Origin of the sequence: Nocardia sp. NPDC051321, assembly GCF_044455225.1 — a bacterium.
Lineage (GTDB): Bacteria > Actinomycetota > Actinomycetes > Mycobacteriales > Mycobacteriaceae > Nocardia.
The window spans coordinates 1-13163 of the sequence record NZ_JBITEM010000019.1 but is presented as its reverse complement, the minus strand read 5'-3'; the positions used below and the strand labels follow the sequence as shown (position 1 = coordinate 13163).

12 protein-coding genes are annotated in these 13163 nt (G+C 66.6%); 2 read left to right on the top strand and 10 right to left on the bottom strand.

Translation table 11 applies throughout. The annotated features are described in order from the left end of the window. Nucleotides 1-138: 138 nt before the first annotated feature. Genes ACIA8C_RS36830 through ACIA8C_RS36790 form a run of 9 tightly spaced genes read right to left on the bottom strand, consistent with a single transcriptional unit; the run spans nucleotide 139 to nucleotide 9881 of the window. Nucleotides 139-1542: an MATE family efflux transporter gene (locus ACIA8C_RS36830; RefSeq protein WP_397142973.1), complete on the bottom strand. Its 1404-nt coding sequence runs from the start codon at nucleotides 1540-1542 to the stop codon at nucleotides 139-141. Nucleotides 1543-1547: 5 nt separating this feature from the next. Continuing rightward, nucleotides 1548-2657, bottom strand: a complete 1110-nt coding sequence (locus tag ACIA8C_RS36825) for a PLP-dependent cysteine synthase family protein (protein ID WP_397142971.1) — start codon at nucleotides 2655-2657, stop codon at nucleotides 1548-1550. Next, nucleotides 2639-3988: an alanine racemase gene (locus ACIA8C_RS36820; protein ID WP_397142969.1), complete on the bottom strand. Its 1350-nt coding sequence runs from the start codon at nucleotides 3986-3988 to the stop codon at nucleotides 2639-2641. The genes ACIA8C_RS36825 and ACIA8C_RS36820 overlap by 19 nt, the downstream gene beginning before the upstream one ends. After that, a complete protein-coding gene (locus ACIA8C_RS36815; RefSeq protein ID WP_397142967.1) occupies nucleotides 3979-4956 on the bottom strand; it encodes an ornithine cyclodeaminase in 978 nt (325 codons plus the stop codon). Before ACIA8C_RS36815 ends, ACIA8C_RS36820 begins: the two co-directional genes overlap by 10 nt. After that, on the bottom strand, nucleotides 4953-5603 hold the full coding sequence (locus tag ACIA8C_RS36810) for an ABC transporter ATP-binding protein (protein WP_397142965.1): 651 nt from the start codon (nucleotides 5601-5603) through the stop codon (nucleotides 4953-4955). The genes ACIA8C_RS36815 and ACIA8C_RS36810 overlap by 4 nt, the downstream gene beginning before the upstream one ends. Further along, nucleotides 5600-6427 carry an ATP-binding cassette domain-containing protein gene (locus ACIA8C_RS36805; protein WP_397142963.1) on the bottom strand — a complete coding sequence of 276 codons (828 nt, stop codon included), beginning with the start codon at nucleotides 6425-6427 and terminating at the stop codon, nucleotides 5600-5602. The genes ACIA8C_RS36810 and ACIA8C_RS36805 overlap by 4 nt, the downstream gene beginning before the upstream one ends. 58 nt (nucleotides 6428-6485) lie before the next feature. Continuing rightward, complete coding sequence (locus ACIA8C_RS36800) at nucleotides 6486-7307, bottom strand: ABC transporter permease (RefSeq protein WP_397142961.1); 822 nt, start codon at nucleotides 7305-7307, stop codon at nucleotides 6486-6488. Then, nucleotides 7300-8313: an ABC transporter permease gene (locus ACIA8C_RS36795; RefSeq protein ID WP_397142959.1), complete on the bottom strand. Its 1014-nt coding sequence runs from the start codon at nucleotides 8311-8313 to the stop codon at nucleotides 7300-7302. The genes ACIA8C_RS36800 and ACIA8C_RS36795 overlap by 8 nt, the downstream gene beginning before the upstream one ends. Beyond that, nucleotides 8274-9881, bottom strand: a complete 1608-nt coding sequence (locus ACIA8C_RS36790) for an ABC transporter substrate-binding protein (RefSeq protein ID WP_397142957.1) — start codon at nucleotides 9879-9881, stop codon at nucleotides 8274-8276. The genes ACIA8C_RS36795 and ACIA8C_RS36790 overlap by 40 nt, the downstream gene beginning before the upstream one ends. A gap of 139 nt (nucleotides 9882-10020) precedes the next feature. Here ACIA8C_RS36790 and ACIA8C_RS36785 point away from each other — a divergent pair, with 139 nt between their 5' ends. After that, a complete protein-coding gene (locus tag ACIA8C_RS36785; RefSeq protein WP_397142955.1) occupies nucleotides 10021-11154 on the top strand; it encodes a hypothetical protein in 1134 nt (377 codons plus the stop codon). A gap of 9 nt (nucleotides 11155-11163) precedes the next feature. On the opposite strand, the gene ACIA8C_RS36780 is transcribed toward ACIA8C_RS36785, so the two are convergent. Next, nucleotides 11164-12114, bottom strand: a complete 951-nt coding sequence (locus tag ACIA8C_RS36780; protein ID WP_397142953.1) for an AEC family transporter — start codon at nucleotides 12112-12114, stop codon at nucleotides 11164-11166. A gap of 158 nt (nucleotides 12115-12272) precedes the next feature. Between ACIA8C_RS36780 and ACIA8C_RS36775 the strand changes: the two genes are divergently transcribed. After that, nucleotides 12273-12848, top strand: a complete 576-nt coding sequence (locus ACIA8C_RS36775; RefSeq protein ID WP_397142952.1) for a hypothetical protein — start codon at nucleotides 12273-12275, stop codon at nucleotides 12846-12848. Nucleotides 12849-13163 lie beyond the last annotated feature (315 nt).

The following is a 13163-nucleotide window of genomic DNA, read 5'->3' as shown; positions in this document are numbered from 1 at the left end:
GACGCCGCAGAGAAAGATCGTTTAGCCGAGCCGCGAAGTGAGCAGAACCACGGTGTGGGTTGGCGATTCCTGGATGGTTGCCCGATGGCTGCCTCAAACATCATACCGTTCTGCGCGTTTCACCCGTTTTGCCCGCTTTCACCGCACGGCGGAGACGGATTCCCGCGTGGGCGTGGCCAAGTCGGCGGCGCCGCGCCGAAACCTGCGCCACACCAGGAACGCGGTGGCACCGAAGCCGAGGCACAGGCCGAGCCAGATGCCGGGCGCGCGCCACCCCAGACCGAAACCGAAGACGGCCATGGCGGGTACCCCGATCGCGAAGTAACCGATCAGCGTGCTCTGCATCCCCGCCTTGGTATTTCCGATGCCACGCAGCAACCCGATGGAAAGGTTTTGCGAGCCTTTGCAGTACTGCTGGACGATGGCGAACCACAGCAGGGTCGAGGCAGCGGCGACGACCGCGGTGTCGTCGTGGTGCGCGCCGAGGAACGGCGCGAGCACCGCGCCGGGGAACAGGATGTAGCCGAGGCCGACCACGGTCATGAAGGCGAAGCCGAGGGTGAAGGTGCGGCGGGCGATGTCCGCCACCGCGGGTCGGTCACCCTGCCCGATCGTCCGACTCACCAGGATCGAAGAGCCTTGGGAGAGGCCGATATTGACCTGGTAGACGATGTAGGCCAGTTGGTTGACGATATTGCTCGCGGCCAGCGCCACCGGCCCGAAGCCGCCCATCAGCACTGCGGCGATGGAGGTGATCGCCGCCTCCGCACCGTAGGTCAACGAGATCGGCGTACCCATCCTGACAATTCGCGTGATGGTTGCTCGGTCCGCCTGCCACGCCCGCAGGGACAGCAGGCCGCCGAGCAAGGGGTCGCGTTGGACGGTGCGTAAATAGAGACCGAAGGTCCATAGCTGAACGAGGCTGGTGGACAGTCCGATTCCGGCAAGGCCGAGTTTCGGGACGCCGAGCCAGCCGAAGATGAACAGCGCGTTCAGTACTGCGTTGACGCCGATCGACAACAGCGTCACACGCAACAGCGAACCCGCCCGGCGCAGGCCGACGGCGAACTGCCGCAACACGTTCAACAACAACATCGGGATCAGGCCCGGTGCGAGCGTCCACATGATCGGGCGCGCCAGTTCCAGGACAGCGGGATCCTGACCTAGCCAACGCAGCGCGTAGCCGAGCGCGATCAGGATCAGCGCGCCCGCCGTCGCGGTCAGGGTGGCCACGCATGCCGCGGCACGGACGAACCCGCGGATCTCCGCGCGTGCCTGCGCATCGATATCGCCACGGCCGGTGCGCTTTTCGCTACCGCCGACCGCCTCGGCGATCATGTTCCCGACGCCGGTGATCATGCCGACGCACATGGTGCGCAGCTGGTTGTAGAGCAGCAGCGCGAGACCGCCCGCGGCCACGGACGCGACACCGAGCAGTCCCATCATCGCCAGATCGACGGTGGTCAGCGCCACCTGGGCGAGCTGAATGCCGGCGATCGGAGCGGCCAGCGCGATGATGGCTCGATACGGTCGAAAGTTCATCGGACCTAAGCTCCCGTCCGCTCGACGTTGCCTGCCGCCAGCCGGACCGATTCGTCGTATGCCCGGCAGAGCCTGATGATTCGCTGCTGCGCAGCACGGTCGTAGAGGCCGCGCTCGTGCAGCCAGCCATCGTCGTACACGGTGTCGAGGTACTTCTCCCCCGCGTCGCACACCAGCACGATCACCGTGCTGCCCGCGGGCACCTGCACGAGGCGGCGCAGCGCCACCTGGATTGCGGCGCCGCCGGTCCCGCCGACCAGGATGCCGGTGCGCCGGGCGACCACCCGCGCGGTGGCGAACGCGTCGATGTCGCGGACACGGCAGTCCTCGTCGATGGCGTCGTACTTCACATTGCCGCCGACCGGGAATCCGGCGGGACTGCCCGCGCCGGTCTGCCAGTAGCCCGCACCCGCGCCGCCGAAGATGATGGAGCCGGTGGGCTCGACACCGAGTGCGTGCACTCGGGAGCCCAGCCTGCGGAGCTCTTCGACTGTGCCGCAGAGTGATCCGCCCGTGCCGACCGCACCGACGAGGTAGTCGACGTCGGTGTTCAGGTCGGCGAGGAGTTCACGGGCGAGGCCACGGTAGCCCGCGTTGTTGTGCGGATTGTTGTGCTGGTCCGGACGATAGGCACCGGCGCGTGCGGCGATCTCGGCGGCGATCCGCCTGCGTTCGACGGTGCTCGGTCCGCCGCTGGCGGCCCTGTCCACCGAAACCAGCTGGGCGCCCATCGCTTTCATGGCGCGCAGCTTGTCTTTGGCGGCGTGGTCGTCGACCACGGCGGTGAAGGTGTAGCCGCGTTCCAGGGCCATCAGCGCGAGTCCGGTGCCGGTGTTGCCGGAGGTCGGTTCGACGATGTGCCCGCCGGGGCGTAATTCGCCGCTGCGTTCGGCCTGCAGCACCATCTCGCGGGCCATCCGGACCTTCGCGGAACCCGTGGGGTTGAACTGCTCCAGCTTCAGCAGCAGGCGGGTGCCGGTGCCGGTGCGAATGAGTTCGAGCAGCGGAGTGGAGCCGATGAGTTCGGAGGCGGCGCGGACGATGTTCTCGCCGCGTCGAGGCAACTGGGTGGGTCGCGGTAGCACCGCGTGTGTGTCTACTTGTCCAAGCGCCACCGGAGCCGGCCCTCCTCGGCGGTGATGACTACCTTCGGCGGTAGTCGGAGCTGATGGAATTCGCTCTCGTTCTTGTCCATCTGGTAACCCGCCGTATTCGGGTACAGCAGCAGGTCTCCGGGTGCGGGGCGTTGCGGTAGCGGAACTTTGCGCCAGGTGAGCATGTCGTATTCCATGCAGCTCGCACCGCCGACGCAGGTGGCGATCGGTTCGGCGGCCGGATCGGGGTTGCGGGGCACCAGGATCGGGTCCGGTAGGAACTCACTGCCCTTCCACTGTTCGGACACGCTCATGCTGAGTCCGTGCACGGTGGTGATGCCGTAGTCGAAGTTCTGTTTGTAGCCGAGGACTGGGAATACGGTAAACCCCGCATCGATGAGTAAAGCGCGGCCTGGCTCGATATACAGCTGGATATCGTTGTCACGCAGGTGATTCCCTAACGCATGCCCCTCGAACTCGGTCGCGAGGATGGCAGCCAACATGTCGGCACCGGTCGGGCCCTGCGCATACGGATAGAACTTCTCGGGCCGTTTTCCGGCGTGGAACCAGTCGTCGCGCCGGTGGGCGAGAAAGGCGTTCCAGTCATCGTCGCCGAGATAGCGGCAGGCGAAACCGCCACCTATCGAGAGTGTGGTTATCGGTAGGCCTTGCGCTTTTGTCTTGGCGCACAACCGGATCAACTCGTAGGCAAGCTCGGCGCGTGGTGCGACCGCATAGCCATCCAGGTGGAACGAGAACCCGATCAACTCGACCCGGGACCGTAGTCGCGCACACATCGCGATAGCGGTGTCGAGATCGGTTGCCGATAAACCGAATCGGCTGTGCGGTGCGTTCGGTGGCAACGTCCGCAACAGGATCCGCACCGGTCCCGCATTCCGTGCAATCCACGCGACCCGCTCCAGTTCGTCGAGTGCATCGATCGCGACCACACAGTCGTGCCTGGCGGCAAGCCGAAGCAGCCCATCGGTTTTCGCCGCACCGGTCACCCCGATATCGCGACCGCGAATGCCATGCGCCAGCGCGTGCACCAGTTCGGGCTCACTCGCGACATCCACGGCACCGTCTAGATCGGCGATCGCGGGCAGCCAGCAGCCTGCCTTGTTGGCTTTCTTGCCGTAGTAGACCTGACCGCGCACACCGTATCCGGCAAGCGTTTTCTGGAAGGACCGGAGGTTGGCGGCGAACTGTTCCGGGTAGACGACGTGGAACGGGCCGCCGACCGCGTGCTGAATATCGAAGAGCAGCTGCCGATCCGCGCGTACCCGGCGCTGCCATTCCTGTTCCACCGCGGGGAGCGCGGGCAACTCGACCGGCGAGGCGTTCAGGACCACAGTTCCACCCGCCGTCCGCGTCCCGCCGCCACCGCGCGGGTGGCCAGCGCATGGGCGACCGGGATGTCGGTGATGATCATGCCGCTGGCGAACGCGAACACCCGATCGTCGTCGCTGGATCGCCCTGATGCCTTACCGGCCACGACGTCCGGCAGTTCGGCATCGATGACTGGCGGACCGTCCGGCCCCGCCAGGCGGCTGCCCGTGACGCCGAGTTGTCCTGCGCTGGTGGCAATCGCGTAGTCGGCCGCGCGCAGGGCACCGCTCTCGACGCCCTTGCTGGCCACCGAGATCAGCAGTCCACCCGGCCGGAGCCATTCGGTGCGCACCTTGGGATGCGCGGCCCGGCCGGAGGCGACGACAACGACGTCGGACTCGGCGACCGCCGACGGCACATCCTCGACGAGCTCGATCTGCCGATCGGGAAACCAGCGGTGCAATGCGGCAACGCTTTCGGCGATGCCATCGGGATGCGTGCCGAACAGCCGCAGCTTCTCCAGCCCCGGCAGTGCGGTCAGCAAGTACGGCAACGTGTTACGGCCCTGGATACCGGTGCCGATCATGAGCGCGGTGGTCGCGCCCTGGCGGGCACAGTGTTTCGCGATTATCGCCGTGGTGGCCGGTGTGCGGGCTGCCCCGACGCGCTGGCAGTCCATGAACGCGAACGGAAGACCGGTGGTGTCGTCGTACAGGCTGATGGTGGTGTAGTATTTGTCCGCGCTCGCGCTGCCCTGCCGGTAGGACGTCTTGAAACCGAGATGCTCGAGCGAACTGTCGTAGCCGAGCATCGAATACGACACCGCGTCGCGTTCGGTCTTCGGGATCGGCATCATCAGCTTCACCGGGCAGCGGGAATCGCCCTGCGCGAACGCCAGATAGCCGTCCTCGACCAGATCGATCACCTCGGCGGGTGGTAGGTCGATATCGGCCAGATCGGTGCGGGTAAGGATATGCAGTGCGTGACTCATAGAACTCCGATGTCGTTGTGCGAATCGTGAGAAGGGTTGTCGCCCAAGTGCACGATCCGATCCGTGCAGACGGCGAGCAGGGGCAGGTCGTGACTGATGAACAGCACCCCGACGCCGGTGGCGGCCAAGCCGGTCACGGTCCGGGCGACGGTGGCCGTGGTGGCCGGGTCGAGCATCGAGGTCATCTCGTCGCAGAGCAGGTAGTCCGGCTTGGACGCGAGGACCCTGGCCACCGCCGCCCGCTGCAACTGGCCCTCGGAGACCTGCGCGGGATAGCGATCGAGCAGATCCGTCGTCATGCCGACGGACCCGGCGACGGTGTCCCAATCCACCGGTCCGCGAGCGAGTTCGGCGATGGATTGCCGCAGCTTCAGCCGCGGGTCGCAGGAGCGGCGCGGTGACTGGAACAGCATCGCGATCCGGCCGGTCCGGCGGCGGGGCAGTCGCGCGCCGTCCACCGTGACGCGCCCGCTGTCCGGTCTGCGCAGCCCCGAGAGCACATGCGCGAGAGTGGTTTTGCCGGTGCCCGAGGGGCCCGCCAAGCCGACCACCTCGCCGTGACCGATTTCGATGGACACATCGGTGAGCACGCGGCGTCCACCCAGCAGGACCGAAATGTGCTCCGCGGCAAGTGATCGTTGAGTCATGGCAGGCCATATCGGTAGTCGGCGGGCAGATTCACCAGCTCCGGCGTGCGGAACGGCAGTGGCAATAACCCGTTCTCCGGCAGCGCGGCGACCAGGTCCTGCGTGTACCGCGCCCCCGGGCTGCCGAGAACTGTTTCAGCGCTACCGGACTCGACGATCCGGGACGCGTGCAGCACCGAGACATCGGTGCAGATCCCGGACGCACGCAACGCCGTGAGATCGTGCGTGACCAGCAGCACGCTGCCGCCGTCCGCGGCGAAGTCGCCGAGCAGCCGCAGGATCGCCGCCGCCCGCTCGGCGTCGAGCGCCGAGGTCGGTTCGTCGGCGATGACGAGCGCGGGATCCCCGGCCAACGCGAAGGCCACCGCCGCGCGCTGCGCCATGCCGCCGGAGAGTTCGTGCGGATACTGCTGCAGTGCGGTCACTTCCAAGCCGACTCGGGTGACGAGGCCGACCGGGTCATGCGCGGTGCCGAGGTATCGGATCGTCTCGACCAGCTGCGGGCCGATCCGCCGGACCGGCGTGAAGTAAGTCGCCGCCGACGGCGGTATCCACGCCACGGTATGTCCACGCGACCGCCAGATCTCCTGGGTGGTCAGCGTCCGATCGTCGAGCTCCAGCGATACCTCGCCGGTCATCCGTGCGCGTTTCGGCAGCAGCCCGGTGACGGTCGCGGCCAACATCGACTTGCCGGAACCGGATTCACCGATCAACCCGTGCACCGTCCCGCGCCGCACCACCAGATCCGCCGCTGTCACGGCGTGCACCGAACGACCGGGCGTCAGCGGAATACGCACGGTGACCTGGCGCAGACTGAGCGTCATAGCGGAACCGCCTGCTGGACTGTCGGTTCGGCGGATGACCAGACGCGAGCGGACGCGATCATGCGGCAACCTCCTGTAGCGCTTGCACTTTCCGCTGCCAGTGCCTGCCGAGCAGCGACACCGCGAGGGTGACGAGCACGAGCACACCCGCGGGAAAGAGCAGCAACCACCAGTCGCCCAACAGGATCGATGCCTGCGCATCGGACAGCAGGGTGCCCAGTGACGCACGGTGCGGCGGCAGCCCGACACCGAGGAACGACAGTGTCGACTCGTGCCAGATCGCGTGCGGAATCAGCAGCACCACGCCGATCAGTGCCTGCCCCAGCGCGACCGGAACGAAATGCCGCCGGACAATCCGCCACCTCGGCAGGCCACGCAGCTGGGCCGCCTGCACGAATTCGGCGTGCCGCAACACGAGTACCTCGCCGCGCACCACCCGGGCGATCGACGTCCAATGGGTGAGCACCAGCGCGAGCACGATGGCGAGCACCGATCCGCGATACATGGCCACGATCAGCAACGTGAGCAGCAGACTCGGCAGCGAATTGATCGCGTCGACCAGCCGCATGGCGAGCCGATCCCACCAGCCGCCGAACGCACCCGCGCTCACCCCGACCAGCACACCGACGACAGCCGAACCCACCGCCGTGGTCGCCGCGATCAGCAGCGAGATCCGCATGCCCTGCGCCACCCGCCCGAACACGTCACGCCCGGCATTGTCGGTGCCGAACGGGAATTCGAGGCTCGGCGGCCGCCTGCTGATCGAGAAGTCCACCAGCGCGTCGTCCACCGGCCGCAGCAGCGGCACCAGCGCCGCATACAACACCGCGGCCGCCAGCACACCGACCGCGAGCAACAACGTCGGCCGCGCCCTACCCATCGGCGTCGATCCGCGGATCGATGAGCACCGCGGCCGCGTCGGCGGCCAGGTTGCCGAGCAGCACCACCGCGGTGATCAGCACCGTGAGGATGGCCAGCAGCGGAAAGTCCACGCTGCGTGCGGCTGTCACGGTCGCCGACCCCAATCCCGGCCAGCTGAAGATGGTTTCGACCACGGTGGCGCCGACCACGAGCTCAGGCAGGCGAGCACCGCAGAGCGCTAGGAACGGCACGATCGCGAGGGGCAGCACGTGTCGAAAGGCGATGACCCGCCACGGCAATCCACGCGCCTTGGCGCCTTTGACCGCGTCGCTGTCGAGGGTGCGCGCCACCGTCTCACGCAGGCCGAGCACCAGCCACGGCAATTGCGTCACGCCGAGCAGCACGGCAGGCAACACGAGATGCCTGGCCGTCGAACCGGTGGTCACGTTGCCGCCGGGATCGGTCAATCCGGCGGCGGGAAACCAGCGCAGCGTCAACGCGAAGAGCAGGACCGCGCCCAGCGCCAGCACGAATGGCGGAACCGCCTGCAGCACAACCGCGCCCGCGCTGATCGTCCGATCGACGAAGCCGCCACGCCGCAGCCCGGCCCACGCGCCGAGGATCGCCGCGAGCACCAGGGCCACCACGCCGCCGAACGCACCGAGCAGCAAACTCCACGGCAGCCGCTCGGCAAGCACCTGCGTGACCGGCTGGCGATAGGACCGTGATTCACCGAGCTCACCGCGCACCAGGCCACCGGCCCACGACCACCAGGCATCAAACCAATTGCGCGGTAACCCGATTCGCTCCCGCAATGCCGTCCGCTGCACCTCGGTGAATCCGTCACCGTGCGCGCCGAGGTACCCATCGAGCGGATCGAACGGGCTCGCCGCGGCGAGCGCGAACACCGCGAGTGAGACCAGTCCGGCGAGCGGAACGGCCACGGCGAGACGGCGGGCGATCAGCTTGCCCGCTCTGCCACCCATCAGCGGGTCCAGCGGGCGAGCCCGTACCACGGCCCCCACGCGACACCATGCGAATGCGGTTCCAGCGCGGTCGGGGTGATCCGCCAGCCGTTGTCGCGCAGCACATAGACGTGGTTCGTGGTGACCAGCGCAAGCATTGCCGGATCACGGTGGTATTCGGCCTGGACCTGCCGGTAGAGCTCCGTCCGTCGCCGCGGATTCGCCTCGCCGCGTGCGGCATCCAGCAGCTGGTCGATCTTGGGGTTCACGTAGTCCGAGGCGTTGTCCCACTTGGATCCGGCGCCCGGCGCGGCGTAGCGGGAGTGCAGTTTGGTGTAGAGCTGGCTGTCCACCGTGTACGGCTGACCACCGCCACCGAGCAGGAACGCGGTGCGCGCCAGGTAGTCCGGCGTCATCCGCTGCTTGTCCACGGCCACCGGGGTGATCTCGATGCCCACCTTCTTCGCGTCGGATACCACCGCCATCGTCAGGTCCCGCCGCAGCACTTCCGTGGGGTAGTAGGCGATGTCGAAGGCGGCCCGGTGCCCGTCGCGCGCACGGACGCCGTCCGCGCCGACGAGCCATCCCGCCGCGTCGAGAATTCGCGTGGCCTCGGTCCGGTCGTAGCCGAAATCCTGTGCTGGATCGTAGGTCTCGCCGTATACCTGACCGACCAGCGTGGACATGGCGGCGCCGTGGCCACCGAGAATGTGGTCGACCATGCTCTGCCGGTCGACGGCAACGTTCAGTGCCTTCCGGATCGCCGGATCGCCCGCGACTGGGTTGCCCGACGGCAAAGTGATTGCGCGCCAATCATTCGCCACCGCCGGGACGACCCGGTAGCCGTCCTTGGCCGCGGCCTGCGCCAACTCCGGCGGCAATACCGTCCCGTCGGCGCCGTCGCGCAGCTGGCTCGCCCTGGCGTTGTCGTCATCGGTGCGCCGAATGACGAACTTGCGCACCCGCGCTCGTTCGCCCCAGTAGTCGTCTCGCGCGGTGAGTATCACCTGATCCGGCCGGGATTCGGTGAGGACGTACGGCCCGGTCCCGATCGGATGCCGATTGAGCTCGGCCCGGTCGGCAGGCCCCGGCCGCGCGAACGCCTCCGCCGGCGCGATCGCCAGGAACAGTCGGTGGTCGAAATCGGCGTAGGCGCCGGTCAATTGGAACTCGACGGTGTTCGGCCCCGTCTGCCTGGTGCTGCGCAGGAAGTCGTAGTCCGCGGCGATCGGGGCGGCGAAGACGGGATCGATCAGCGAGTTATAGGTCGCGACCACGTCTTCCGGGCCGAAGGTGCTGCCGTCCGAAAAGGTCACGCCGGTCCGGGTATTCACCCGCCACCGCGACAAATCCCCATCCACGGGCTCCGGCGGGCCCGCCGCGAGCACCGGCACCGCTGCCGGTATCCGCTCAGTTACTCCCTCTTCGACCCGATACAGGCTCTCGAAGATCTTCGACTCCCCGTTTTTCCCCTGCCCGAGTAGCGGACTGAAGTCGCCGAGCTCCTCGGTATCGATTACCACGAACTGCTCGGGATCCCCCGATGTCTGCCCGGGCGCCGCACACCCCGTCAACCCGACTACGAATGCCGTTGCGGCAGCGCACATCCCGATCCGAAACAAAGCCATGTCAGCATCGTAGACTACTGGTAATGATTTTCATTAGCATTATCAGTGAAATCGGACACATACCCCGAGCCGGGCACGACATACCCACCGACGAGGCGGATACCGCACTCACGGCTAACCTCGAGCTAATCTCCTGGCTGTGTCGATCAGAGAGGCGATATCGCGCTTGGTGCCGAAGGGGAAGCTGCTGCTGTGGCTCGCCGCCATCGCCGTGTCCCTGATGCTCGCCGCAGGCACCGTGTATTCCTGGACACACGCGGGCAGCAGGCACCTACCGGTCGCGGAGGTCGGCACCACGGTGGCGAGTTACGCCGAGGCGGAAGCGGCTGTGACGCCGCATCTTCCACGGGATCAGGTGGTGCCCCGGCTGTCTACCGGCGTGCTGGTGAACTCGCTGCAGTTCGTCAACGCGCACAACATCAAGGCCACCGGGCACGTCTGGCAACACGTACCCGCCGACTTCCCGTCCGATATCGAACTCGGCGTCCAGCTACTCGAGGCCGAGGATCCGCACTGCCCGAAAAAGGTCTTCGAATACCCGCTCGGCGAATGGCGGGTGATCGTCTGGTCGTTTTCCACGATCATCCGGCAGCAGTTCAACTACGAGGACTACCCGCTGGATCACCAGGACATCTGGCTGCGCATGCGCCCGGTCGACATGATTCATCAGGTCCAGCTGGTGCCCTCGTTCGAATCGTTTCCGCCATGGGACGCGCACGCGTTAAACGGCCTCGATCCCGGCCTGGTCTTCGGCGACTGGGAACCCGATTACACGGTGTGGAGCCTGAATCATCAGGACTACAGCATGCTCGCGCACCCCGGTCTGGCCAATACCGACGAGTTGTATTTCAATGTCGGCGTCAGCCGCGGCTTGCTCGGCCCGATGCTCGGGCGGATAGTTCCGGTGCTGTTGCTCGCCGTGCTGATGTTCCTGTCGCTGTTCGTGATCACCACCGACCCCGACCGGCGGCCGATCTCGGGCTTCACCGCCTTCGCGATCATCACCTTCTCCGTATCCACCGTGCTCGTCGTCGCGGTGAACGACAACGCGGCCCGGTCGGAGATCGGCGCCTCGGGCATCTCCTATATCGAGTACTGGTATTTCACGCTGTATGTGATGACGCTGCTCGTCGCGCTCAACGCCACCATGCTTTTGCACGGCGCCTTCGGCAAGGCCATCTCCTGGCGCGACAACCTGCTGCCGAAGATCCTGTTCTGGCCGCTGTTCACCGGCATCATGTTCGCGGCGACGGTGGGCTACCTCGGGTTGTGAGTCACCCCGTTACCGGACGACCAGCAACCACACAGGCAACAACAGCAGCGCCAGCAGCGAGGTCTTGGCGACGACCGACGCGGCAAGATCCACGTCTGTGTCGTAACGCTGGGCGAAGATGAACAGGTTCTGCGGCGCGGGCATGGCGGCGATCAGCACCAGGTACGTCAGCCAGGTGCCGTGAATACCGAAGAGGTACTTGCAGATCAGCAGAGCGAGCAGCGGGAACGCCAGGCACTTGAACGCGATCAGCGCGTATTCGTCGCGCAGCGTGCCGCGTAATCGCAAGCCCGTTCCGCCCAGGTGCAGGCCGAGCGTGAACAGCGCGACCGGCGCGGCGGCGTTGCCAGCGAAGGTCAGCGCGTCCAGCAGCCAGCGCGGCACCGGCACCCCCGCTACGTTCGCGCCGATCCCCAGGTAGCAGGCCACCACGATCGGCGTCGCCAGTGCCGCAACCACTCCGCGCAACACCGCACCGCTCGCGGGGCTGTCCGGATCCTCTTGTCCGGCACCGAATTCCATCACCGCGATGACAACGACGGTGAGCACACAGACCTGCAGCAGGATGATCGGGAAGATCGGCGCCGCGTCGCCGAAGAGCAGCACGAACACTGGGATCGCGAAGTAGGCCGTATTGACCTGCACGCCGGCCATGATCCGCAGCGCGACGCCCCTGGCGTCGGCCCCGGCCACCCGCCGCGACCAGAACCCGACGGCCACCATGCCAAGCAGCGCGGTCACCAGATACGCGGTGATAGCTCGCGGATCGAACAGCTTGCTCAGATCGCTCGAATAGAGCGAGCCGACCAGGTAGCACGGAATCGCGAAGAGAAAGGCGAACTCGGAGAACGCCTTCGACACCTCGGCCCCGATGATCTTGCGCCGCGCGAAGACCACCCCCGCTCCGAACACCAGCGCCACCGGGGCCAGTTTCCCGGCGGTGGTAACGAGATCGCTCACCGGCTACAACCCGAGCGAACGGACCAGGTCAAGCATCTCTCTGCGACTCTTCACTCGGCTACTGAAACCTGTCGTACCCCTCTGCCACAATAGATAGCAGGTCGGACGTCGATCGAGTTGTTGCCCAACGTAACTGGCAACTCGACCGAGGAGGCACAATGCCTGACGTCCCAGCTTCGATGCCCGACCCGCGTAGCCCGATGTCCATCGACGTCGACCAGCTGGTTGAGCTGGCGGCTGAGATCGAACGGCATCGGCACCTGCTGCGCTCCGCCGCCGAGGGATATCGGTGGCGGGTCGCACAGCGGGTGGAATACCTCGACCCGCCGGATCGAGACATGCGACTCGCGCATGCCGAACGGCTGATCGAGGCCTTGATGATCGATCCGGTTCGACACAACGATCTGGACCTCGACGCCTACCGAGCGGTGCGCGATGGCGCGCCGATCGAGTTCGACGCGGAGCGCAGAACCTACGTCCTGCACAGGCCGGGACGCGACCCACTGCCCATCCGACCGGGCCTGCCGGAACATCGCCTCGGCGTGATCGCCCGGCTCGCCGGACTCGGCCTCCGATTGGAGCAAATCCAGGTCGTCGCCCTGACAACCGTGCAAGCCGTCGCCCCGCCGCAGCCACCGGCCACCACGCCACAGGTGAACCGCGGCACGACCAAATCCTCACGCCGTCTCGGCCAGACCAGCCAACAGGAGCGAAAGCACCACGCCGAGAACTGACTTCGGCACGCACCGCTACCACTGAGGCTGGCAGGACACCCGATCTGCGATAACCCGTCGCTCCGACGGCGTCACGCCAGCGCCAGGGGTGGGCCTCCCGACGACCGCACCACCGGGCAACCGACCTCTGCGCGTACCGCTCCGTCACACCAACCCCGCAACCATCACCGCAGACGCACACCTTTTGACATCCGCACGTGTGTCAGTGCGGCAAGGCGCTGGCGGATTCATGCGGTCATTGCAACACCGGGTGGATTGGTCGGGTTCGATAGTAGTTCGTCGAGTGCTTCGGCTGGTTTTTTCCAGCCCAGTGTC